This is a genomic window from Peribacillus sp. B65, from assembly GCF_058513295.1.
The window spans coordinates 5,307,435-5,331,340 of the sequence record NZ_CP195840.1; the positions used below are offsets into that span (position 1 = coordinate 5,307,435).

Genomic DNA, 23,906 nt, shown 5'->3' on the forward strand with positions numbered 1-23,906 from the left:
AAGCTGCTTTCCCGCCTATCCTACCCAGAAGAAACCTTCATAAGGAGACGGGAAACATCAGCTTGTTATGTAATCCTATTTGACTGGTTCTTCCCCAACCGAACGGGCGACTTCTATCATCTCTTCCTGTGTCAAATCCTTTGATGCAAGCATATAATCGACACCTTCAAAAGTCCATGCAATCGTATTTCCTGTCATGGCCCCGACAGTATAACCCAAATCAACCGGTTCTCCATTAACATTCGTCGAAACGGAAGTTTGAACTACCTCAGCTTTTTCCTGAACTAAAGTAAAACTTTTTGTACCCTCATAGGTCAAAACGACACGTTCTCCCTTTTCCGTCGTAATTTCTTTTTCTTCCGTTAAATTCATATCACCAATATTCTCAGGGTATTTCACTGAAAATCCTTCATTTTGGACCTCTGCCATAACGGGTGCTTCAAGTTGTGCACTTGTCATGTTTTTCTTCATATCAAATGAATCCTTATCAAAAGTCGTATCGAATTTAACTTTCGAGAATTCAACTAGTACCAATGCGGTCTTATCAGGGTCCATGACTTTTACACTGACTGGGGATAAATCCTTTTTGTTTATAGTAATCTCTTGATATGGCAACATTTTATTGTTTTGGTAGCGTGTTTTCGTTTCAAAGACATAATGTTTATCCGTTTCTTTATATGTCGCACTTTTATCTTCCGTAATGTCTTTCACCAACGACTCGAACAAATAGGCCTGACTGCTGTTCTCCGGCCACTCGCTTTGAAATTTAAAACTTTTATTCAAAGCTGGTGTCAGAACATATACACCATCATCATTTTTCAAAATCATCTGGCTTTGATCCTTCTCTTCATTTTTCAGATTTACGCGGTAAAAAGAAGGGTCCTTATGCCAAATCTCCACATTATACACTTGAGGTTCCGTCCCCATCTTCAATGTCATCTTCGCGTTAGCTTTATATCCCTTCATTTCGCCAAGCTTCTCATTCAATTCACTCACTACGTCACTCTGTGATTTTTGGCCGCAAGCAGAAAGAGCAAGCAAGAGCATGATCCCTGCAAAAAGCATTACCATCTTCTTCATCTTTTCAACCCCTTTTTGTCATTTGAACGTAAAAGGGAGAGGAAAAGGCAGGATCCGGACATTGGCTCGACTGATGTCTTAGATTCCTCGGTATTTTAGGCACGGACCCATTCTCAGTCCGGCTAAAAACTTTTCGAGAGCACCTACTCTGCCATGTACCTTTTACCGGGCCTTGTCTCCCTATAGCACTAAATGTATATGAGACAACCTAAAGGTTTATGACCCGATGGACAAAACTCCATTCACCCTTCAATTACGACTTGAGCAACCGCATAATCCCGGCTGTGGCTAATCGAAAGATGGACCCCTTCAGAAAACGGCTTTGAAATCATCGGCTTTCCTTTATCATCCGAAATGATTTCAATATCCAAAAAGGATAAGTGCTTACCGATCCCTGTTCCGTTTGCTTTTGAAAAAGCCTCCTTTGCCGCAAAACGCCCAGCAAAATACTCGACCTTCCTTCTTCCATTTAACTTTTCGAAAATCAAGATTTCCTTTTCTGTTAATATACGTTCCTTTAAACGGGGTTGCCGATTAATCAGTGTTTCCATTCTATCCAATTCAGTAATGTCCACGCCTATACCTTTAATCACTTTGACACCTCTTCTATTAATTTAATAAGCTGCATATCATTAGGAGGACTCTTTTACCTGAAAATGATAATATTGTATTTAATTAAAAACGATAACAAGGAGGAATTTATGTTTACAAGAACAGAAGGCTTCCGCGAATACGCAGATTCATATCGAGCTGTTACTGTGCTCATACTCATTATGATGATTGTATTCGTTCTTGTCCTCTTCCCCATATTTCCCGGCAATGTACTCTTTTATTATGGCGCAGGTGTGAACTTATACATCGCTGATGGACAATGGTGGCGTTTGATCACCCCCATCTTTCTACATAGCACGTTTACACATTTACTGTTTAACGGATTCTCCCTTGCCATCTTCGGTCCATTCCTAGAGAAATTACTTGGAACCATCAAGTTTTCAATCTTCTTTTTATCGACAGGTATCCTTGCCAATATCGCAACCTTTCTAATTAACCCACTGACATATAACCACGTAGGTGCTAGCGGAGCAATTTTTGGTTTACTCGGATTCTTTTTATATCTTGTACTTTTCAATAAAACCAATTTTACGAACAACGAAAGAAATACAGTATATACACTGACCGGAATTGCCGTCATCATGACCTTCATACAACCGCAGATCAACGTTATCGGTCATCTGGCTGGACTGGCAACCGGCTTTTTAACAGCTCCATTATATTTAAGAAAAAAATGGTAGGACAAACAGCCGACTCTTCCCTTCAATCATTGGGAGTCGACTGTTTTTTTAGGTGAATACCATGATTTAATTATTAGGCAATCCTTTTCTTCCACATCAGCAACCATGCCGACCCGGGAGGTGATTCCTGATTTGACCGACGCTGAAATCGTTGCTAATTCTTTTCGATTTTGAAACCAACTTTTTTTATATGTGATTGATTGAATTCTGCTTCTCTGCATGATCAATGTTTGCTTCGAGAAAAAACGGCTGCTCAATAGCAACAAATTCCCATCTATGCTCCATCCTGCATCTCTATATTGCATGTAAGCCCAAAAAATCGTCAACGGTACAAGCAAAAGAAAAAGATAACCCCAAGGACTTAAAAACCATACCAAGGCACCGATGATCGGGATGAGGTACAGAAACTTATGAAACACATACCGGGAAAGTGCACGCTTAGGTATCGGTGTCATCTCAATGGTTGTTTCATAAACCGGTAAAATTTCCAGGATTTTTTCATGTAAATGCCTCTTCCTGATTAAAGGGAACAGCATGATGGATAGACTTTCTTTATCTTCCATACTGCCTCCAGCATATTCAATATAAACCGTCGCCAATCCCAATGGCTTCCGAATCAAATTCTCCATGATCCGGATACCTTGAATTTTATGGATAGGGATTGTCAGCTGTCTTTTCTCGAGAAGCCCTCTGGAAATAACGATTTCCTCATCCGTTTTTAACACGGTAAAGGAAGCATATTTAATTACCATACTTAATGTGGCCAGTACATAAACCACCAGTAAAGCCACCAGAGCAAACAAGGTCAGAATGATGGTCCCCATTTCAATAAACTCTTCATAATCCTTAAATATTCTCTCAAAAGGTATCATTTCATCGAACTGTGAAATAAAAGCGATTGCCCCAGATAGGAAGACACCTACCGCTCCCGAAGTGGCAGCCATAACGAATAGCTGCGGCAATGTCTGCTTAAAAACGGAAGACGATTTAGCTGCATATCCTTTATTCGCAACTTCATCTTTATCATTACCAAAAATATTTTTCGCATTTTTTTCTTCACTTATAAAAGCATTGATTCGTTCAGCATCACTTTTGCTTATGGCTGATAATACAGCATCGGCCTGAGACCCGCCTGCCGTTTCAATATTCAGCTTCACTAGGCTGAATATCCTCTGGATGATGCCCTCTGATATATCTATGCTATGGATCCGATCAAACTTTATATACCGTTTCTTCCTTACGAAAACCCCGGACTCAATTCTGAATTCGCCCTCTTCTATGCGATATGTAAAACGTAACCATTGAAGGAATGCCATGACTATCAGCAAAAGTATAATAATGGCAATGACCAGCGGTTGTATCCATCCAGGAATTCCTTCATTCTTCCCAGGAATGACGACCACTAATAAAAAAGGGATGACTAACTCCTTAATCGATTTAATGATGTTAAGCAATACAGCTATGGGATGAAGCCTTTTAGGATCAGACATCTTCTTCCTCCACACTTGCCATTCTCGAAATATATTGCCGCAATTCATCTGCCTCTGCAAGGTCCAAGGCTGGGATAACATGAAGGGTCGCTGCAGTGGAAATTTCAACGGAGGCTAAATCATATTTTCTCAATAATGGCCCTTGCTTCGTTTCAACATGCTGGACCCTTATCATGGGGATGAGCGTTCTTTTAATGACGAAAATACCACTTTGGATATCAATTTCAGTATTTCTTACTTCGTAACGCCACCGCTTCCATTTCACCGACGGAATCAGAAAGATGGCCAGATAAGATTGGATTATTGAAATTATGATCAACGCTCCAAACACCCAATATGTCCAATCAAAAATGATTGTAAGCACGAGTACGGCGATGCTTATAATCCAGGTTATTGAACAGCTTATAAGACCACTGATTTTCCATACGGTCAAGGCCTTATTCGATATGCGATTTTCAGGTTCCATGTGCTTCTCCTCTTCCGGACAGGTAATGCTAATTGAATCATCATCATCCATCCTTGCTTTCATCCATTATACTATAATTAAATACTGGAAATTAACCCCTTTCCAAAAACCCTTAACCATTCAGATACCATAGCATTGGAGATGTACATAAAAAAATGCCGCTCAAATGAGCGGCATTTCCAATTCAATTAAATCTTATTCGTTTTTTCTCTTTTTTGGCTCGTGCTACGGTTTCCGTAACCATTCGATTTACGGTTCGCGCTTGGGCGTTTCCCTGATCCGCTACCGTAATCTTTTCTGCCTGAAGAACTGCGGCCATTGCGCTGTCTGTTGCCAGAAGAACTGCTTCCTCCGCGATTGCGACGCATTGGAGATGGAGATTCTTCCGTTAACTTGATAGGCGTTTGATCCGGTTCTTTTGTCATTGATTTAAGCATGGCTGCAACTAAATCCGCTGCGCTATGTTTTTGTAATAATTCTTCCGCTTGACCAAGGTATAAAGTTAAATCCTCATTTTCAATTGTATTAAGGATTTTTTCCGTTACTGCTTTTTGTTGACCTTCCAACGCTTCAGTTAACGTAGGAGTCTTAAGTTTCTCCATACGTTTTTTCGTTGTATGTTCAACTGCATGCAGTTGGCCTCTTTCTCTTGGTGTTACAAACGTAATGGCTATACCATGTTTACCCGCACGTCCTGTACGTCCAATACGGTGAACGTAGCTTTCCGGATCTTGAGGGATATCAAAGTTGTATACGTGAGTAACGCCGGAAATATCAAGTCCACGTGCAGCAACATCAGTAGCAACGAGTACATCGATGCTGCCGTCTTTAAACTTTTTCAAAACAGAAAGGCGTTTTGCCTGACTAAGGTCACCATGAATGCCTTCAGCCATATAACCGCGGATATTCAATGCAGATGCCAATTCATCGACACGGCGTTTCGTACGTCCGAAGACGATCGCAAGATCCGGTGTTTGAATATCGAAAAGGCGTGCAAGTGTATCGAATTTTTCACTTTCTTTTAACTCCAAGTAATATTGTTCGATACGATCCACTGTCATTTCTTTTGCTTTTACACGTACAAGAACGGGTTCCCGCATGAATCTTTCAGCAATTTTACGGATTGGATCAGGCATTGTAGCTGAGAAAAGCAATGTTTGCCTTTCGTCAGGAACCGTTGAAAGGATCAATTCGATATCCTCAATGAATCCCATGTTAAGCATTTCATCCGCTTCATCAAGAACTACAGTGTGAACTCCGCCTAATTTAATATTTTTACGTTTGATATGGTCTAAAAGACGACCAGGCGTACCAACGATAATATGTGGTTTTTTCTTTAATGCACGGATTTGACGGTCGATGTCTTGTCCACCATAAACAGCAAGTACTCGAGCGCGTTTTCCGTAACCAAGCTTGAAAAGTTCCTCGGAAACTTGAATGGCAAGCTCACGTGTAGGTGCAATGACGATCCCTTGCACGTTTTCGTTATTAATATCGATGTTTTCCATCAATGGAATACCGAATGCTGCTGTTTTACCTGTTCCCGTTTGCGCTTGACCGATGATATCTTTACCTTCAAGTGCTAGAGGTATCGTTTGGGATTGAATCGGGCTCGCTTCTTCAAATCCCATTTTTTCTATTGATTTCATGGACGTTCTATCTAATCCTAATTCGCTAAACAATGTCAATGTTTTCGTACTCCTTTTTATATCGTAAATTTACACGTGCATTCATGGATCATGCACAGATGTTTTAGTTCAAATCCTCATCATCATGACGGATGTTCTTCTTTATCTCTTATAAAAAGTTTATCATTATCACCTAAAAGTATGTCTGCCTTTTAGTTCAAATGAACTCAATATGATTTTTTAAAAAGGAAATATACCAGTACGGACATTCACTGGCATTTTTAACTTCGCGCACGTGTAGACTTATCATTAACCTACGCTCATCTTTTTAAAAGTACATGTAACCAAAATTAAATTCAATATGGAAAATTAAAAGTAGCATAAACGGGTGTTTCACCGTTTTATTCAGGTGAGGGCTGCTGCACCTATTATTCATCAGACTTAAAAAGACTGTATGAACAAAACTTGACGAGAGCCAAGATTCTTATACAAAACAGGCCCGGTGCGTTGAGGATTTGCAGAAGTGGAAAAGCGCTTAAATGCGGCTTGATTCCCTAATAGCTACTAAAGCCGCCAAGAGATGCAGCTTTTATATATGACCAGACGCGAGGCCTATTTAATCTAAAATAATCTCAAGAATGAACTCATGAAACATGTAAGAACATACAATTTTGTTGCCTCAACCTGATTAATTTTAAATAATCATCAATGATAAGACATTTAAACTCATACTCATATTACCATTTTCAAACTGTTAATGCAATAAAGGATATCGCCCATTCAGAGTTACTAAAAACTTTAGACAGTTTCAAAAATGAAAAAATTAGTCATTTCTTCCTGTTAAATATGCAGCTGTGACACTTTTGAGTAAGAATATGTCTTGTTCATTCAATAATAGGCTAAAAAAACACATGGACTGATTATTTCATCAATAGGATCACCGTTTTACTATATCCATTTATGCGTAAGTGGATTCAATCTTAGACAAATTCAAAGAAAACGAGTTTGCCTAAAGTTTTTTTATTTAAAAACCGTTCCAGTGGTTTCAAAATCCAATTAGGAGGATTTCACAAAACAGTAACTTAGTCCTTTTAAAATCATGGTTCGAGATGAAAGCATTCCGGCCTCTGGTCGACTCACTGTATCCATTTAAATTTTCACAAAACGATCATCCATTTATATATGATATGTGATTAAATCAAATAGTTTCAACAAACCTTTTTCAGGAAGGATTAGTTTTAATGATAAACACCCTTCCACGGTTCCCCACGTTTGAAAAAGTAAGGACTTATCATGAATTACCTTGAATTTACAGGTATATGGAAGCATCTGATTTTTGAAAATTCCATCTTTTTGCTTAAAAATTATAGCAAATGAGTATAAATGCAGTATGATTGACCTATCAACAAAATAACGGGGGGTTATATGAACATATTCACAATAGATGTTCCTTTATGTAAGGATATTGGTCGAATCTTAAAGAAAATGAACAAGAAAGTCACCTTTTTGGAGGATCCACTCAATCAAAGTCATCTATTCAAGAATTCAACAGACATGATGAAATCATTATTTATTTTACCTTTACACCTATCAAAAGACTCTTGGCAGCAAACTTCTTTGTACGCTTTGGCAGAATCTCACGAAATCCCTATCTTATTCATTTACAAACGCACTTCAGGAATGGAGACCCCTCAGACCTTACCGGAAAATACCTTTTATGAAACCATGGCGGTCCCTGCCGATTCAGTGGAAGTCCGAATTAAATTAAAGTCACTCCGAAACATCAGCATGCAGCTGTTTTCGGCAAAAATGAAGGGGCAAGAGCTTGAAATGATACACCAAAAATCAGCAAGGAGCCTGAGAATTGCAAAGGGCATTCAACTTTCAGGTTTACCTTTGTCGATCAACAATGAAGATATAGAGGTCAAAGGCCTTTCCCAACCTTCAAGTGAACTGTCAGGGGATTTATTTTACTGGACGGAGGTTGATGACAGGATATACGGCTTCATAATGATCGATGTATTGGAAGAGGGCATTCATACAGCACTTATAAACATGTCCATACGCACATTGATCCCCGACCTTATCAAACGTGTAAAAGACCCCATTTTCATAACAAAGGAACTGGATAATCTAATGCGGGATTTATTTCAAGGAGTTAATCGGGAAAACAAAAACAAGGCTCGCATTACTGCCTTCATCGCATACGTGAATACAAAGGATCGGCTCATCGAATATGTGAATTACGGACTTCCTTCAGCTTTTTTGTATTCCCCATGCACCAACCAAATTCTCAATTTGAACGAAGGGGCCACCCCAAACGGACTGATTCCCGAATTGCCCATTAAAAAAATAGTCTTTCAGTATGAGCCAGGAAGCCGTTTCATCATCTATACAGATGGACTCTCTAAAACGCCCCTACCTTCCGCCATTGACCGATCTGACCATATCGAAAGGGAATTCATCGAAAATGTCCATCTCGATACACAAGACCTCCTTCAGGAGCTATTGGTCTCAAGGATGAGGCATTCAGTCATCAACGACGACATCTGCATTATTGCCGGGACACTTTTTTAAGCACGATAAAAGGGCCGTTTCAAAAAAGAAACGGCCTTATCCATGTTTTTTATTTTTGCAGAGCTTGAACGACTTCCTCCAGCTTCATGCCCCTGGAAGCTTTAACAAGTATGATGTCATTTTCCTGAGTGGACGATTTCAGTTCCTCTATAAGCTTCTGCTTATCTTGAAAAGGACGAACCTGCTCCGATGAAAACGCCTTGCTCGCTCCCTTGGCAATAAACTCGGCTAAAGGACCATATGTGAAGATCTTATCGATCCGCTCACTGGAAATCAATTCACCAATTTTCAAATGAAAGTCTTTTTCCTGTGGCCCTAACTCCAACATGTCTCCCAATACAAGTATCTTTTTTTCGAATCCAGATAAGCCCTCAACCAACTCCACCGCTGCCTTAACTGAAGTTGGGCTGGCATTATACGCATCATTGATGATTTTCTGCCCTTTCGCACCCTCGACCAATTCCATCCTCATATTCGTTAATTGAATGGTCGACAGACCTTTGCGGATCGCTGAATCATCCACATTGAATTCTTTAGCAACCAAGATTGCTGCCAACGCATTAAGAACATTATGATTGCCTAAAACGGGTATCTCATAATTGGTTTCCTTATCACCGCTTGCGATTGTAAACGTGGTACTGTCTGCACCTTGGCTAATGGTCTGTGGATATAAATCATTTTGTTCCGTGCGTCCAAAAGATATTACGTTTAAATCAGGAAAATCCTTTTTGATACGATCGCGGAGCAATGGTTCATCACCATGGTATATCAGCGTTCCATCTTTCGCCAAACCTTCGACAATTTCCAACTTCGCATTCGCGATTTCCTCGCGTGATCCTAAATCCAATAAGTGTGATTCACCGATATTGGTAATGATCGCTACATCAGGCTTTGCCATTTTGGATAAGAACTCGATTTCACCGCGGCTGCTCATTCCCATTTCCAACACAGCCGCTTCAGTATCCTCCGCCATGGAAAGCACTGTTAGTGGCAAACCTAAATGATTATTGAAGTTTCCACTTGTTTTATGAACTTTATAGGTAGTGGCCAGCAGCGCAGCCGTCATATCTTTCGTAGTCGTCTTACCGTTGCTGCCTGTTATCCCAATGACTTTTATATTCAACTGCTGACGGTAAGAACGCGCCAATTGCTGAAGTGCTTTCTCGGTATTTTCGACAATGATTATCGGTAAATCATCAGGAGGATTCGGAACATCCCTTTGCCAAAAAGAAGCCGCGGCTCCTTGCTCTAAAGCTTGCTTGACATACTGATGGCCGTCAACCTGCTCACCCTTAAGCGGAATGAACAAACATCCTTCCTTAACCGTTCTTGAATCGATGGTAACCCCATTAATCCCTTTGGACTGGAATGGACTGATATCATTCAATCCCTCAGCCATTTCATGTACTTGTTTTAACGTTCTCTTTATCATTTTGTTCCTCCTACATTCATCGAACCGTTAATCGCTCTCCATTAACCAAACGAAGCAGAAACCAGTTTAAATCGCACCGGTTCCTGCTGATTGGAATCCATCAAATCAATGCTTGAAGGATTGTGAAGTTTACTGATACTTTACCTGCATGATCAAACTGTATATTTGATTTGTTGTTTTTCCTGATGACGTTCCAAGGCAAGTTTCACGAGTGTTTCAATTAACGCTGGATAGTCGACACCTGTGTGCTTCCACAATAACGGGAACATGCTGAAAGGAGTAAACCCAGGCATTGTATTCACTTCATTAATATAAATTTGCCCTTCATGCGTCAAGAAGAAATCTGCGCGAACCAGACCAGAGCAATCCAATGACTTAAAGGCAGTAATGGCCATTTCAGATAAAGCAGCATACTCGCTTTCGGTTATCTCCGCCGGAATGACCATCGCTGAATTACCGTCAACATATTTTGCTGAATAATCATAGAAGGAAAAATCTTTCTTAGGGATGATTTCGCCTGCCACCGAACAAGATGGATCATCATTACCAAGAATACCAAACTCGAGCTCACGAGCAACGACCCCTTCTTCAATGATGATCTTCCGATCGAATTGAAAAGCTTCCGCTACCGCTCTTTCCAGTTCATCAGCATCATTACATTTGCTGATACCGACACTGGAGCCTAAATTGGCAGGTTTGACAAAACAAGGGTAACCCAATTCATCCGCTACCTTTTTAATGGCACTTTCAGTATTCTTCTCCCATTCAGAACGAATGAACCAAGTATATTTGACTTGAGGAAGTCCCGCCTGGGCAAAAATGTTTTTCATGATGACCTTATCCATTCCTGCTGATGAAGCCAAAACGCCATTCCCTACATAAGGAAGGTTCAATAGTTCCAGCATCCCTTGCACGGTCCCATCTTCTCCATTCGGTCCGTGAAGCAATGGGAAAATCACGTCATACCCTGTTGATTCACTATTTTCATCAGTTGAATGTGCCTGCAAGGCAAGAGGCGAGCTAGATTTATCCGATGTAAATGTCAAAGCCTCCACACTCTCGGCAGGTCCTGTTAACTTCGGTCCATTAATCCATGAACCCTCTTTTGTTATGTAAATCGGATATATATCAAACTTTGCTAAATCGAGAGCTTTAATGACCGCTAAAGCCGTCTGCATAGAAACCTCATGCTCCGCAGATTTTCCACCATAAAGCAAACCAAGTTTAGTTTTCATGAGTTATTACCCTCCAATATTCTTTTAACCATGTTCATTGTATCACTTTACACTAAAATGGTTAAAGCGAAACTTCCATCATTGGCGCTTTTCCAATGATGGTTAGTTGAGCCAATCGGGCATTTACAGGCTGTTGGCCCAACACATTTCTTTTTCATTACAATTGCCGCCGCTTCCCTTACAGCCTGTTAATGCGGGGTAAAGCGAAACTTCCATCATTGGCGCTTTTCCAATGATGGTTAGTTGAGCCAATCGGGCATTTACAGGCTGTTGACCCACCACATTTCTTTTTCATTACAATTGCCGCCGCTTACCTTACAGCCTGTTAATGCGGGGTAAAGCGAAACTTCCATCATTGGCGCTTTTCCAATGATTACTATTAGGCGGAACACAGGTTAAAACCGCCACACCCTGCGCGCCGCCCTCTCTTATCTTTTATGCATGAGATGGTAAGTCTTACACCTAAAAAGTTCCAAGGGTGTCAAATAATCCAAGACACGAACCTCGGAAGTTGGGATAATCAGGAGAATGATGTATTTTTAATAACGCTTTCCCATACCCTTTCTTTTCGATTGAAGGTAATAAAGGCATCTGGCTCCCTAATATCTCTATCTGAAAAGTCATCATGCATTTCATCCATGTTTAAATAATCCCCTACGACCCATGCCGGTATCTCAATCTTTGTTCTTGTATACTTAACATGCCGAAAGGAAAAAACGAGCCCCTCTGACAGGATATGAGCCAAGGAAGAAATGATTTCTGCCGGAATCGCCGTCAGCTCTCTTTTCTTTCTGATTCCAAGCCAAGTCCTCTCTACTTTTAAAAGCTCCAGCTTTAGCGGAATCAGGCTTCCTAACATCATATAATATGTCGAAAGAGAACGAAAATAAATTTTATTGAACCAGCCATCATCCTGGGCAAGGTACACAAATTGATTATTCAATTTACGGAAAAATGGAGGATCCAGATGAGTTTTTGCATGCCCTAAATATAATAGTTCCGCTATTTCCCTTCCATCCAATTCATCCAACCCTTCTCTTTCTTCAAAATCGATCCAACAGAAATCTCCATATGCCCGGACATTTTCTTTAACGAGCTTCGCAATATCTTCAGATGAAGCACTCTCTAGCAGGACATTCAAATTGTATTCCCCGCCATTGAATTCATGTTTCAATAATAAGATGGAATCCAACGTATATGGCAGCGAATAGACGAATTCACGAAAATTGAGTCCATTAAAAAGGACAAACCGTTCAGAAGCCTGCATATACATATATAAGATATCATTGCTATCATTCTTCATAACCTGACCCCCTCCGAGCTCTTAATCAATAATATTATTTTACCAAACTTTTGGGTTTTCACGTAAGTTATATAACCCCCAATATTAATCATCATCAGCACCATGTGAATAATGCGAAACATGTACTCCATATTAACCCAAATGTTAAGGGACACACTCAACTAGCTCAAAGTATCCATATTATAGTAAGAATGAAGGATTGGAGGATTAAATCATGGATAAAATTGAAAAAGGTTTTATCATTAATTCTTTTAATGGAGCCGTTTCCGTCTATGCTGATGCAACTAAAAAAATAGGTCTGTGGCAATCAGAGAAATATGCATTCGAAAAATATTTAAATCAGGAAGATGCAATCCTTGATATCGGTTGCGGTACAGGAAGGACCACCTTCGCACTATATAAAAAAGGATTTCAAAATCTAACGGGAATCGACCTGACTCCTGCCATGCTTTATGAAGCCGAAAAAATAGCCCATGAATATACCCTGGACATACCCTTTATCCTTGGCGATGCAACCGACCTCCCTTTCAACGACTCATCATTCGATAAAGCAATCTTCGCTTTTAATGGTTTAATGCAAATTGCCCAGCGAAAAAACCGCACATTGGCTTTAAAAGAAATCAACCGTATTTTAAAACCTAAAGGGCTCTTCATTTTCACAACACATGACCGTGATAAAAACGAAAATTACCTGAACTTCTGGGAGCAAGAGGAAATGATTTGGTGTGTTGGTAAACAAGATGAGAGGCTTTATGAATTCGGGGATATTTTCACATCCGGAAAGACGCTTCAAGAAGATACTTACCTACATATCCCAACTAAACTTGAAGTACTTGAATGCCTGGAAGAAGCACGGTTCAAAGTTATCGAAAGCTTTTATCGAAGTGAATTATTCCATGAAAATGATGATGTCATCGCTTTCTCTTCCGATTGCCGCTTCTGGATCGTCCAAAAGTAAGGAAGCGCATTTTAATTCAAAAAAAATCCAGAGTGACATTTCACTCTGGATTTTTTGTATTAAGAAACTTGTTCTAATTCTTTTTTGGAAGGCGGGTTGAATTGACCTTCCCATTTAGAGATAACGATTGCCGCAAGTGAATTACCGATAACGTTTACTACTGTACGTCCCATATCAAGAATACGGTCAATACCGGCAATGAATGCTAGACCTTCAATAGGAATACCGACAGTTCCCAATGTCGCTAAAAGAACTACGAAAGATACACCTGGTACACCCGCAATCCCTTTGGATGTGATCATTAACACTAGCATTAGCGTAATTTGCTCATACATGCTTAAATCGATTCCGTACATTTGAGCGATGAAGATAGCTGCTAACGCTTGGTATAATGTAGAACCATCAAGGTTAAAAGAATATCCAGTCGGAATAACAAATGTAGCAATATGTTTCGGACATCCCGCTTTTTCCATTTTTTCCATGATCTTAGGAAGAACCGCTTCTGAACTTGCAGTAGAGAAAGCAAGAATCAATTCTTCTTTTAGAAGTTTAATCAACGTAAAGATATTGAATCCGACAAATTTCGCAATAAGACCAAGAATGACTATTACAAAGAAAATCATTGTTCCGTAAACAGAAAGCGCTAACTTTCCTAACGGAATTAAAGATTCCAAACCGAATTTGGAGATCGTCACACCGATTAGTGCAAATACACCGATAGGAGCGAATTTCATGACCATGTTAGTTAGGTAGAACATTCCTTCAGCTACACCTTGGAAGAAACGGAATACTGGTTTACCCTTTTCACCGATGGCCGCAATACTAAGTCCAAACAACACGGAGAAGAAAATGATCGCTAGCATATCGCCTTCTACCATGGCTTTAACTGGATTGGATGGCACAATGTGAACGATTGTATCTACGAACGATTCATGCTGCTTAGTTTCTGCTGTATCAACATAGGTAGAAATATCAGTTTGTTCTAGCTTGTCCATATTTACACCAACACCAGGCTGGATGATATTCGCTGAAATTAAACCAACAGCAATCGCTATCATAGTTACTACAACAAAGTATGATATTGATTTAGCTCCAAGTTTACCTACTGATTTTAAATCGCCTACACCTGCAACTGCAACGATAAGACTTGACACAATGATTGGTACTACAATCATTTTAATCATTCGTAGGAAAATGTCTCCGAATGGCTGTAAAAAGTTTTGGGCCGTCTCACTACCATAAAAAATGGCACCAACGATAATCCCTAAAATTAAACCAATGAAAATTTGGCTAGCTAAACTTAATTTGAATTTCTTCATTTACTTTCCTCACCTTCCATAAAGTCTTTGATGCAAAAACATTTTTGTCTCGGTAAGGGAAACAAGATACTAATAAAAGAAAGTAATTTTTCTTTTTTTGAAAAACTCTGTCTTTACGCCGAAAAAAAAGACACTTCATGTGTCGATTTCTTATTGGCGTGAATATTCACACATGTTCCCTTAAAGACGCTGACGAGGTTAGCTGTCGGGTTAGGAATTGGAAACACAAATGCCCTTTCATTTCTGAATTCACCCCTAGCGGATAAAATCCACAAAAATGGGTCCCCCGTTCTTGGAATAAGATTAAGCGAGTTAACTTATAATAAAATATTATACTAAAAATGATAATCTGTAAATATTTATTCGCATTAGTTCTAGAAAAAATCTTTAAATATGTCTGAATATTCTGCATTAGAGACTATTGTATCTATAATTACTCTTCCCGATTTTTAATAATATAAGTTATATTGATATATAATTAATCACTAATTTGACATCACCTCTCTTGATGAAAGAAGCGGTTATTTTTCCAATACGCCAAGTAACAGATATCTTACTTTTTCCCTAGAGGTGAATTTTTTATAAGTTGCTGCCTTCACTTTTCCAAATTGGATTGGGGTAATGAAATAAGAATGGTTCTTCGACACATCCGGCTCCATTAGAATGACGTCACCTACCGACGGTCCGTTTATGATTTCTTGCTTCCCTTCAGCCTTAAGCCCTTTTGTAATGTAATGTTTATCCACATAGCCATTTTTAGTCAATTTGTAAATATAAGGCTGTTTATGGTTTTTTATGGATTCTATAGGAATGGAGGGTACACCGGCTTTCTCATTGGTTATTACAGTAAGATTCACTTTGGATCCCACCAACAAAGCTTCCGTTTCTTCACCTTCCGGTTCGATTAGTGCCTGAAATGGAAATCTGTTATCCTTTTTTAATGACGGCTCTTCAGCGGGATAGGAATGGATGCGACCTATCGTCCCTTTCAATGCCTTTTTTGAATCAGAGGAACTTGCTTTTATAGTCATGCCCACTTCAGCCTTTTTCATTTCCTCTTCAGAGAAATCCCCTTCAATTGCCATATTTGTTGAAACGATGGATATAATGGGATTATTCAGGTTTTTATTGATATTTTTAACTACACCATCAGCCTCACTCGTTGACACGATCGCACTGGACTGCTCCTCAATTGAAGTTATTTTAGCTTCAAGCATTTTCACTTTTTCATTCAAGCTGTTTTTTTCCAGTTCCTGCTTGTACATTTCTTGCTCAATGTTACTTTTAATAAGATCTGAGGAACTTGTTGTTATATCAATTTTCAAGTTTTTTTCCACCGATTCATCAATGGCTGCTTTTTCAGGATTACTGGTCATGGTCCCTTGGTAGGACCTCAACTTCCCTATGTATTCCTCAATACCTGCAATTTCTCCCTCAGATGCCGTTTTCTCCGCTTCCAAGCTCGCTTTAAGAGCATCAAGTTCGGTCGTCGTATACTCAAACAACGAGGAGCCAGCCGTAATCTCATCGCCTTCTTTAACAAGGAATTTCTTAAAATCATTTTTCTTGGTGTCAAAATAGATATCATACTCTTCTACAGGTTTAATTACCCCATTTGTTTGAATAGTATCCGTAATTGTATCTTTTTTTACCTTAGTCCAGTTTTCAACGAAAACAGTTCGTTCCACTTTGCTTTCTTTTTTTTCAATAAGGTATAAGTTAACGGTTATTAAGACTATCGACGCAATGGAGACCGCTGCAATTTTCCATTTCCCGCTCATTCATTTCACCCGCCTTATACAAATACGCCTACTTGGATGTATGCTAAAAAGGCTTTAACAAACCATGTGGCCAGATAGAATAGAACAATCATTAAAAGGACCAAATAACTATTTCGTTCTGAAAACTCCTTTAAATAAAAATATTGCAGAGCAATAATAAGAAATTGAAAAATGGTGATTCCGCTGAAAAAGTGAATGAAATAATCATTTCTGAGAAAATACTGACTGATGATCCCCAATGAAAATGGATTGGCATCGCTGCCTATATCCATTAATACGAATAGAGGAATCAGTAATGTTTTTTCCACTAATTGCAAAACAAAAAGAATCATTTGAACGATGACTAATTTTATATATGGGATATCAGTAACGATCCAAAAGAATAGAGCTGATAAAAATATGTATATGGAAGGGTTGATTATGCCTGTTATTATGTTGCCGCTCATAATCAGCAGCTTTGCTGCTTCGAATTCATCGGCACTCATTTTCGTGATTTCTTTGGAGAATGATTCTGAACCAATGCCAAAATATCCCCCAATGGCGAATACTATAAGACTAAGAAAATATAAAAATAGTAATTTCAATCCAAGCTTTGTGACTGCCTCTGCATTTTGAAGCTGATAACGACTCCGATGAGGCTCTAAAATGCCCTTTAACAATCTGACCTGGTACACCATATGTGGTCCTCCTGCAAAAATTGATATATCTTCATATATTTTATCTTATTTTGGAAACAATTGCAGAAATAAGGAATGAATATACAAAAAAAACACATAATCATTCCCATTCATATTTAAACCCACCATACTAATTTGGAGTTAATACTGATAAATGTCGGGCAAGGACTTTAATGCGTGCAGGAGTTCGTCTATAGTTCTCTCCATCCATATCCACATCAAGCGGCCTCTTGGTTTCAATGGTCAGGGTATCGGCATTTAAATAAGTCACCCCAGAGTCAGAGATCATATTTTGTGTCCATGAACGCTTCATCGCTATTATTTCTAAAAATGTACCAAGGCTTGCATTTTCCAAGATGGCAACGCCGAAGAGTCCATCATCTGGACTAATCATGGGAAAGGGCAATAAATTGGTGCCGATAAAACAACCATTTAAAACCAAAATCATAACCGCTTCCCCTTCGATAACATTCCCATCATATTTTAGTTTATAGGAAAAGGGAGCATTCTCGCCAATTGTCCTTATAGCACTTAATAAATATCCTATCTTACCAAACCTGCTTTTTTCCTGCTCATCAATATTGCTTGATGCATCTGAAATAAGCCCTACTCCCCAAAAATTAGAAAAATAATCGTTGTTGGCCTGCCCAATATCAATTGAACGAACTTTGCCATTCACTAATGCTTCCGCAGCTTGACGAACATTTTGAGGAATCTTTAATGTTCTGGAGAAGTCATTGCAAGTCCCTCCAGGTAAAACCCCAAACAGGGGCCGCCTCGGAAGCGGCGAAAGGCCATTTACACACTCATGTACCGTTCCATCTCCTCCTAATACGAAAACTACATCCATGTCTTCACCATATTCCAAGCAAAAACGGCATGCATCGCCCTTTTCCTTCGTTTGCAGAATGAGAAACTCATCAATATGTGGAGCTATTATCGGAAGACACCCCTCAAGATTCCTTTCGAGTTTATCATTACCGGCATTTTCATTATAAATCAGCATTCCCTTTTTCCATCGCATGATTTTTGCCCCCATATTATTGAAAGAATGGTCTTCTTCCCATCAATTTTACCTTTTCCTAAACCCCCGCTTTTGAAACTCATTAAGATCAAATGAAAAAAAGAGGCTATACGCCCCTTTCGGTAAAGCTTTCATATACTTGTCAAATAATCCTTCATCATCAAGATAAGCTTTGAAGACAAGGGACTCCTTTTTTCATTTTTTTCCAAAAATAACAAAAGACTTTCCAAGATGATCGGGCTTGGACTAGCTTTTGAAAATTCTTCCTGGATTGCCTTTAAAGCTTCCATATTTTTACGTGTATCCATTCCCTCTTCTTTACGTGTTTCCACTTCCAGCATCCTGACGATGATCGAATGGATTTCTTCTTTTGGGCTCATATCCCGCATCGAGCATCCCGGTAGGGGAAATTGTTTCAACAATGGATCTTCCATGTTCTGCAGGCTTGCGATAATTGAATCCATCCGGTTCAATATGAAGCTAGGTAATAATTCCACATCAAAAGCATTTTGTTTCCTGATCAATATTCCGATATATCCTTTGAAAAGGGAGTCCAAAATTATGGTGCAATCCGGCAAAAGATCTGCTGAAAGTCCCGGGTATAACTCAATGATTTTACGCTTGAACCAAATCAAGCCCTCTTCATGGATATAATGTAAAAATTTATCTAGTTCTTTGCTGATATGAACCATTTGTTCCTGCATCATCATTTGAATCAAATTGGTATTTCCCGTCATATGCTCAATGTGAACTGTGATTTGCCTCATGAACTTGTCTTTACTGGACAATGAAGCATCCAGTTCAAGATCAAGCAATGAGTCCGTCAACGCTTCATAATAAAATTTAAAAATGGAGACCAGTAATTCTTCCTTCGATTTAAAATGATTATAAAAAGATCCCTTTGCTATCCCACACTTTTCAGCAATTTCCTGAACGGAAGTGGCATGATAGCCTTTCTCCGCGAAAAGCTCTACAGACTTATCTATGATCATCTTATTTTTTTCTTTCATCAAATTCATCCTATCTCTTAAATTTATCCTTTGGTGACCGATGGGTCACATCTCCCAAATTGTATCCCAAAACCCTTGAAATCACAACGTTAACACTAGCGAATATTATCTGTTGCAATCATAATCCATATACTATATATTTGAGTCTATGACCGAATAGTCACAATTTTAAGTATGGAGGGTACAAGCTTGAATTCAATAATTAAGTTTTCATTAAAGAATAAATTGGCAATCTGGTTGCTTACGATCATCATCGTTGCAGCTGGTTTATACTCAGGTTTAAACATGAAACAAGAAACCATTCCAAGCATCTCGACTCCTTTAATAAGCATCTCCACTGTATATCCTGGAGCTGCACCTGAAGAAGTAGCAGATAAACTTACGGACCAGATTGAGCAGAAAGTAACAAATTTGCCAGGAGTCGAATTAGTCAGTTCTTCGTCCATGGCTAATGCCTCTTCCGTCCAGTTACAATATGATTATGATACGGATATGGACGACGCTGTAAAAGAAGTGAAAGAAGCTTTAGAGAAATTAGAACTGCCTGAGGGAGTGGATGCCCCAAGCGTCTCTAAATTAGAATTAAACGCTTTTCCTGTCGTCGCACTCAGTGTAACAGATAAGGGTTCTGATTTACCAGCTCTTACAAAAAACGTCGAAGAGGTGTTGGTGCCTAAACTTGAAGGGATTGACGGCGTGACATCCGTATCAATTTCCGGACAACAAGTAAATGAAGGCAGCCTTGTATTCGACGAGGAAAAGATGGCTCAATACGGGCTCGATGAAGATACCGTAAAGAAGGTTATCCAGGCCGCAAACGTAAACATGCCGCTTGGCATATATAACTTTGATGATAAAGAAAAAACGATCGTTGTGGATGGAAACATCTCCACATTAAAAGACCTCAAAAATATAAAGATACCTTTAACCGGCGGCTCTCAAACAGGAACGCCGGCACAAACCGGACCGGAAACCAATCAATCAACTCCTGACATGGCAACAGGTCCTGCCCAAATGCAAAATGTCAAATTATCAGACATTGCCGATGTTAAAATCACCGGTAAGGCCGAATCGATTTCAAGAACAAACGGTAGCGAATCGATTGGAATCCAGGTTACAAGATCACCTGATGCCGATACAGTTGCAATCGTAGACGAAGTAAACGAAGAAGCCTCTAATTTCAAAGAAGAGTTTAAAGGCGTAAGTGTACACACTACGCTCGATCAAGCTAAACCGATTAAAGATTCTGTTGAAACCATGATCAGTAAGGCACTCTTCGGCTGTCTGTTTGCCGTCATTGTTATCATGCTGTTCCTTAGGAACTTTAAAACGACTCTCATTTCCGTCATTTCGATTCCATTATCCCTGTTAGCAGCGCTTTTGGTGCTCAAACAAATGGATATTTCATTGAATGTCATGACACTTGGGGCCATGACGGTTGCCATTGGCCGAGTAGTCGATGATTCCATTGTCGTCATTGAAAATATTTATAGAAGAATGGCTTTAAAAGGCGAACAATTAAAAGGCGGCGAATTAATACGATCAGCCACTAAGGAAATGTTCATCCCTATCCTTTCATCGACAATCGTTACTGTAGCCGTATACCTGCCTTTAGCCAGCGTTACAGGACCTGTCGGGGAACTATTCATGCCATTCGCCTTAACAATGGTGTTCGCATTGGTCGCTTCATTAATAATCGCCATCACTCTTGTTCCGGCAATGGCAGACTCTTTATTTAAAAAGGGACTATCTAATAAAGAATTAAAATCACATGAAGAAAAACCAAGCAAACTATCAGCATTCTACCGAAAAGCACTGGATTGGTCGTTAAACCATAAGATAATCACTTTCGGTACAGCCATTGTATTATTGGTCGGCAGCTTATTCCTGATCCCAAGCATCGGTGTCAGCTTCATGCCTGCAGATGAAGAAAAAACGATTATCGTCACTTACACTCCCGCACCTGGAGAGTTAAAAGAAGATATTGAAAAGCAAACAGAAAAAGTAGAAAAATACTTCATGGATAAAGACGATGTGAAGACCGTTCAATACACACTTGGTGAAAGCATGATGGGCGGCGGCATGATGGGCGGCTCGAGTAACTCGGCTCTCTTCTATGTACTCTATGATGAAGACACTGAAAATTTCGGGGACAAAAAAGAAACCGTCATAAAAGAATTAACTGAACTTGATTCACCTGGAACATGGAAACAACAAGATTTCACGTCAACATCAAGCAACGAAACCACTCTATTTGTTTACGGAAATACACAAAATGATATTGAACCGGTAATTGATGATATTCAAAATATCATGAAGAAAAATAAAGATTTAAAAGATGTTGATACAAGTCTTTCCGATGCTTATGAGCAATACACTCTAGTTGCAGACCAAGAAAAGCTAAGTGACCTTGGACTGACAGCTGCACAAATTGGCATGTCCATTGCCAATACGAATAAGGATGATGCTTTAACTACCATTAAGAAAGATGGAGAAGAAGTCAAAGTATATGTCGAGACAAAAGAAACGACATTCGAAGACAAAAAAGATCTTGAGAATACTAAAATTTCTTCTCCAATGGGAATGGAAATCCCATTGAAAGAGCTTGTGAAAATCGAAGAAGGCAAAGCTTCCGATACAATCAGCCGCCGCGATGGAAAAATTTATGCCGACGTGTCTGCAACAATCAAAACGGATGATGTGGCAGCAGTAACAGCAGATGTACAAAAGGAAGTTGATAAATTAGACCTTCCCGCAAGCGTCACTATAGACTATGGCGGAGTGACGGAAGATATCCAGGAATCATTCACTCAACTTGGTATCGCTATGTTAGCGGCCGTTGCTATCGTATACTTTGTCCTTGTCGTTACTTTCCATGGTGGTTTAGCACCAATAGCCATTCTCTTCTCCTTACCATTTACGGTAATCGGGGCATTGGCAGGGCTATTCGTTGCAGGTGAGACCATCAGCGTTTCAGCAATGATGGGTGTACTAATGCTTATTGGTATCGTTGTAACCAATGCCATCGTATTAGTGGACCGTGTTATCAAGAATGAAGAATCCGGGCTATCTATCAGGGAAGCTTTACTCGAGGCAGGTTCTACCCGTCTACGTCCAATCCTGATGACTGCCCTTGCCACAATCGGCGCTTTAATACCTCTGGCAATCGGTGCAGAAGGCAGTGGATTAATATCACAAGGTTTGGGGATTACCGTTATTGGCGGACTTGTGAGTTCTACATTGCTAACACTTGTAATAGTACCGGTAGTATATGAAGTCATAATGAAAATAGGTAAAAAGAAGAAAAAAACAGTTAAGTAAAGAATTAAGAAAGAGGGGATTCCTTATTAGGAATCCCCTCTTTCTTGTTCAAACAATGCACAATATGCTCTTATAAATACAACTTCACAGGCCCCCACGTCCTATTCGTCATTTCATTTCCAAGGAAATTTGTTTGTTTTAAATATATAAACAAAAAAAGGGAAAGAGCTCGCTTTCCCTTTTAATTTCTATGGATTAATGTTTGGTGAAAGTTTGGTCTATCGCATTTGCCAGGTCCAGCGATTTTTCTTTTAGATAACGCTTCGTTACATTTAAATCTTTATGACCGGCAAGCTTGGAAATCGTTTGTATATCTATTCCATTATCCACTAACCTTTGGCAAAAGGTATGTCGCAGTTTATGTGGATGCACATTGTATTTTTTTAATATATATTGAACTGACCTCGGAGTGATCCTTTGATTATAGCTTGAAATGAATAACGGATCTGCTTTTTCTTTTAAAGAAAGAAGATAATTCTGTATATGCTGTATAGCCGATATTGTAAGGGGAACGGATCTATCGACCTCACCTTTTGCGTTCCTGACAAGTATATAATTTCGTTCTGTTTCCATGATGACGTCGCGGCCATTCAAGTCACATAATTCGGAGACGCGGATTCCTGTATGTAACAAAAGGTAGACGATGGCAATGTTTCTTAGGTTTCCTTCTGCTTCTATATCTCTTAACAGGATCTGCTGCTCATTTATGCTTAAAGTTTCAGGTACCTCAAGCTTGTGCTCCTTAACCTTACGTTCCACAGAAAGCATCACTTGCGGTTTACCTAAAAATTTAAAGAAAACATTTAAGGCGATATAGTGTTTTTCGATAGTCCCTGGGCTTTTCTTGCAATTTTCTAAATAATCAAGATAACCCTGAATATCTTCAGAATGAATCTCCATCAATATCTTTTGTGTCTGGTCACAAAACTGTGAAAGGACACCAGTATACGTTTTGATCGTATTAGCTGATTTGCCTTGGTCTCTCAACCATTCAGCAAACGAAAAAATCATTTCATCTTTAGCAGAGGTATCCATCGGCTATTCCCCCAATGACAGTTTCAGAACTACGTTAAGTTTAACATATATCCCTGTAGAAACGAAGAATTCTGTCCCTTTGTCTTAATCAGATATGGATAATGCAGATAGAAGTAAAAATTAGTATGCATCCATAGTATGCCCTACCATGTATACTGCATATAACATTGTTTATGGTCCTTTTACTTCTCTGCTTTTTAACAGTTTTAAAATATAAGATACTGAAGGATTGACAACGGCAAAAAAAGACCAGCCGGATGGCGGGTCTTTTTTAAATG

The 23,906-nt window shown here is 39.3% G+C and carries 20 protein-coding genes and 1 riboswitch; of the genes, 4 read left to right on the forward strand and 16 right to left on the reverse strand.

The window, feature by feature from the left end; genetic code table 11:
- Positions 1-75 precede the first annotated feature (75 nt).
- Together ACSR9O_RS26095 and acpS are read right to left on the reverse strand one after the other, a co-directional pair.
- On the reverse strand, positions 76-1,080 hold the full coding sequence (locus ACSR9O_RS26095; protein ID WP_491725331.1) for a LolA family protein: 1,005 nt from the start codon (positions 1,078-1,080) through the stop codon (positions 76-78).
- Between the two features lie 242 nt (positions 1,081-1,322).
- Entirely contained in the window at positions 1,323-1,673 is a 351-nt protein-coding gene (gene acpS, locus ACSR9O_RS26100) for a holo-ACP synthase (protein WP_101225986.1), read from the reverse strand.
- Between the two features lie 108 nt (positions 1,674-1,781).
- Here acpS and ACSR9O_RS26105 point away from each other — a divergent pair, with 108 nt between their 5' ends.
- A complete protein-coding gene (locus ACSR9O_RS26105) occupies positions 1,782-2,372 on the forward strand; it encodes a rhomboid family intramembrane serine protease (protein WP_101225987.1) in 591 nt (196 codons plus the stop codon).
- A 26-nt stretch (positions 2,373-2,398) separates the two neighbouring features.
- On the opposite strand, the gene ACSR9O_RS26110 is transcribed toward ACSR9O_RS26105, so the two are convergent.
- The 3 genes from ACSR9O_RS26110 to cshA all read right to left on the reverse strand — a co-directional run bounded on the left by ACSR9O_RS26110 (position 2,399) and on the right by cshA (position 6,016).
- Positions 2,399-3,862 (reverse strand): PH domain-containing protein, encoded by a 1,464-nt coding sequence (locus tag ACSR9O_RS26110; protein ID WP_491725332.1) that lies wholly within the window; start codon positions 3,860-3,862, stop codon positions 2,399-2,401.
- On the reverse strand, positions 3,855-4,328 hold the full coding sequence (locus ACSR9O_RS26115; RefSeq protein WP_491725514.1) for a PH domain-containing protein: 474 nt from the start codon (positions 4,326-4,328) through the stop codon (positions 3,855-3,857). Before ACSR9O_RS26115 ends, ACSR9O_RS26110 begins: the two co-directional genes overlap by 8 nt.
- A 188-nt stretch (positions 4,329-4,516) precedes the next feature.
- Positions 4,517-6,016, reverse strand: a complete 1,500-nt coding sequence (gene cshA / locus ACSR9O_RS26120) for a degradosome RNA helicase CshA (RefSeq protein WP_202190667.1) — start codon at positions 6,014-6,016, stop codon at positions 4,517-4,519.
- Positions 6,017-7,381: 1,365 nt separating this feature from the next.
- Between cshA and ACSR9O_RS26125 the strand changes: the two genes are divergently transcribed.
- On the forward strand, positions 7,382-8,533 hold the full coding sequence (locus tag ACSR9O_RS26125) for a PP2C family protein-serine/threonine phosphatase (RefSeq protein ID WP_491725333.1): 1,152 nt from the start codon (positions 7,382-7,384) through the stop codon (positions 8,531-8,533).
- Between the two features lie 49 nt (positions 8,534-8,582).
- On the opposite strand, the gene ACSR9O_RS26130 is transcribed toward ACSR9O_RS26125, so the two are convergent.
- From ACSR9O_RS26130 to ACSR9O_RS26150, 5 genes are all read right to left on the reverse strand, one after another.
- The gene (locus ACSR9O_RS26130; protein WP_491725334.1) at positions 8,583-9,965 is read right to left on the reverse strand and encodes a UDP-N-acetylmuramoyl-tripeptide--D-alanyl-D-alanine ligase; all 1,383 of its coding nucleotides are present in this window, start codon (positions 9,963-9,965) and stop codon (positions 8,583-8,585) included.
- Positions 9,966-10,117: 152 nt separating this feature from the next.
- Positions 10,118-11,200 carry a D-alanine--D-alanine ligase gene (locus ACSR9O_RS26135; protein WP_260358039.1) on the reverse strand — a complete coding sequence of 361 codons (1,083 nt, stop codon included), beginning with the start codon at positions 11,198-11,200 and terminating at the stop codon, positions 10,118-10,120.
- 123 nt (positions 11,201-11,323) lie between these two features.
- Positions 11,324-11,482 (reverse strand): hypothetical protein, encoded by a 159-nt coding sequence (locus ACSR9O_RS26140; protein WP_491725335.1) that lies wholly within the window; start codon positions 11,480-11,482, stop codon positions 11,324-11,326.
- Entirely contained in the window at positions 11,461-11,592 is a 132-nt protein-coding gene (locus tag ACSR9O_RS26145; RefSeq protein ID WP_491725336.1) for a hypothetical protein, read from the reverse strand. Before ACSR9O_RS26145 ends, ACSR9O_RS26140 begins: the two co-directional genes overlap by 22 nt.
- A gap of 128 nt (positions 11,593-11,720) precedes the next feature.
- The gene (locus tag ACSR9O_RS26150; protein ID WP_491725337.1) at positions 11,721-12,503 is read right to left on the reverse strand and encodes a hypothetical protein; all 783 of its coding nucleotides are present in this window, start codon (positions 12,501-12,503) and stop codon (positions 11,721-11,723) included.
- A 214-nt stretch (positions 12,504-12,717) separates the two neighbouring features.
- Here ACSR9O_RS26150 and ACSR9O_RS26155 point away from each other — a divergent pair, with 214 nt between their 5' ends.
- Positions 12,718-13,461, forward strand: coding sequence for a class I SAM-dependent methyltransferase (locus ACSR9O_RS26155; protein WP_491725338.1), 744 nt, complete (start codon positions 12,718-12,720; stop codon positions 13,459-13,461).
- Positions 13,462-13,520: 59 nt separating this feature from the next.
- Here ACSR9O_RS26155 and ACSR9O_RS26160 read toward each other — a convergent pair whose 3' ends face one another.
- The 5 genes from ACSR9O_RS26160 to ACSR9O_RS26180 all read right to left on the reverse strand — a co-directional run bounded on the left by ACSR9O_RS26160 (position 13,521) and on the right by ACSR9O_RS26180 (position 19,272).
- Positions 13,521-14,780 carry a cation:dicarboxylate symporter family transporter gene (locus ACSR9O_RS26160; RefSeq protein WP_094246605.1) on the reverse strand — a complete coding sequence of 420 codons (1,260 nt, stop codon included), beginning with the start codon at positions 14,778-14,780 and terminating at the stop codon, positions 13,521-13,523.
- Between the two features lie 172 nt (positions 14,781-14,952).
- Positions 14,953-15,100, reverse strand: a riboswitch (cyclic di-AMP (ydaO/yuaA leader).
- 201 nt (positions 15,101-15,301) lie between these two features.
- Positions 15,302-16,561 carry an efflux RND transporter periplasmic adaptor subunit gene (locus tag ACSR9O_RS26165; RefSeq protein WP_491725339.1) on the reverse strand — a complete coding sequence of 420 codons (1,260 nt, stop codon included), beginning with the start codon at positions 16,559-16,561 and terminating at the stop codon, positions 15,302-15,304.
- Between the two features lie 14 nt (positions 16,562-16,575).
- Positions 16,576-17,238 carry a hypothetical protein gene (locus ACSR9O_RS26170; RefSeq protein WP_491725340.1) on the reverse strand — a complete coding sequence of 221 codons (663 nt, stop codon included), beginning with the start codon at positions 17,236-17,238 and terminating at the stop codon, positions 16,576-16,578.
- Between the two features lie 130 nt (positions 17,239-17,368).
- Positions 17,369-18,262, reverse strand: coding sequence for a diacylglycerol/lipid kinase family protein (locus ACSR9O_RS26175; RefSeq protein WP_157831175.1), 894 nt, complete (start codon positions 18,260-18,262; stop codon positions 17,369-17,371).
- A 131-nt stretch (positions 18,263-18,393) separates the two neighbouring features.
- Positions 18,394-19,272 (reverse strand): TetR/AcrR family transcriptional regulator, encoded by an 879-nt coding sequence (locus ACSR9O_RS26180; protein WP_260358044.1) that lies wholly within the window; start codon positions 19,270-19,272, stop codon positions 18,394-18,396.
- Between the two features lie 189 nt (positions 19,273-19,461).
- Between ACSR9O_RS26180 and ACSR9O_RS26185 the strand changes: the two genes are divergently transcribed.
- A complete protein-coding gene (locus ACSR9O_RS26185) occupies positions 19,462-22,593 on the forward strand; it encodes an efflux RND transporter permease subunit (RefSeq protein WP_491725341.1) in 3,132 nt (1,043 codons plus the stop codon).
- Between the two features lie 195 nt (positions 22,594-22,788).
- Here the strand turns inward: ACSR9O_RS26185 and ACSR9O_RS26190 are convergent, their stop codons facing one another.
- Entirely contained in the window at positions 22,789-23,628 is an 840-nt protein-coding gene (locus ACSR9O_RS26190) for a tyrosine-type recombinase/integrase (protein ID WP_491725342.1), read from the reverse strand.
- Between the last annotated feature and the right edge of the window lie 278 nt (positions 23,629-23,906).

What these genes read in the sequence shown, in the direction of transcription:
- ACSR9O_RS26095 (WP_491725331.1), bottom strand. Translation starts at nt 1,080, where the DNA reads ATGAAGAAGATGGTAATGCTTTTTGCAGGGATCATGCTCTTGCTTGCT.
- ACSR9O_RS26105 (WP_101225987.1), top strand. Translation starts at nt 1,782, where the DNA reads ATGTTTACAAGAACAGAAGGCTTCCGCGAATACGCAGATTCATATCGA.
- ACSR9O_RS26110 (WP_491725332.1), bottom strand. Translation starts at nt 3,862, where the DNA reads ATGTCTGATCCTAAAAGGCTTCATCCCATAGCTGTATTGCTTAACATC.
- ACSR9O_RS26115 (WP_491725514.1), bottom strand. Translation starts at nt 4,328, where the DNA reads ATGGAACCTGAAAATCGCATATCGAATAAGGCCTTGACCGTATGGAAA.
- ACSR9O_RS26125 (WP_491725333.1), top strand. Translation starts at nt 7,382, where the DNA reads ATGAACATATTCACAATAGATGTTCCTTTATGTAAGGATATTGGTCGA.
- ACSR9O_RS26130 (WP_491725334.1), bottom strand. Translation starts at nt 9,965, where the DNA reads ATGATAAAGAGAACGTTAAAACAAGTACATGAAATGGCTGAGGGATTG.
- ACSR9O_RS26135 (WP_260358039.1), bottom strand. Translation starts at nt 11,200, where the DNA reads ATGAAAACTAAACTTGGTTTGCTTTATGGTGGAAAATCTGCGGAGCAT.
- ACSR9O_RS26150 (WP_491725337.1), bottom strand. Translation starts at nt 12,503, where the DNA reads ATGAAGAATGATAGCAATGATATCTTATATATGTATATGCAGGCTTCT.
- ACSR9O_RS26155 (WP_491725338.1), top strand. Translation starts at nt 12,718, where the DNA reads ATGGATAAAATTGAAAAAGGTTTTATCATTAATTCTTTTAATGGAGCC.
- ACSR9O_RS26160 (WP_094246605.1), bottom strand. Translation starts at nt 14,780, where the DNA reads ATGAAGAAATTCAAATTAAGTTTAGCTAGCCAAATTTTCATTGGTTTA.
- ACSR9O_RS26165 (WP_491725339.1), bottom strand. Translation starts at nt 16,561, where the DNA reads ATGAGCGGGAAATGGAAAATTGCAGCGGTCTCCATTGCGTCGATAGTC.
- ACSR9O_RS26170 (WP_491725340.1), bottom strand. Translation starts at nt 17,238, where the DNA reads ATGGTGTACCAGGTCAGATTGTTAAAGGGCATTTTAGAGCCTCATCGG.
- ACSR9O_RS26175 (WP_157831175.1), bottom strand. Translation starts at nt 18,262, where the DNA reads ATGCGATGGAAAAAGGGAATGCTGATTTATAATGAAAATGCCGGTAAT.
- ACSR9O_RS26180 (WP_260358044.1), bottom strand. Translation starts at nt 19,272, where the DNA reads ATGAAAGAAAAAAATAAGATGATCATAGATAAGTCTGTAGAGCTTTTC.
- ACSR9O_RS26190 (WP_491725342.1), bottom strand. Translation starts at nt 23,628, where the DNA reads ATGGATACCTCTGCTAAAGATGAAATGATTTTTTCGTTTGCTGAATGG.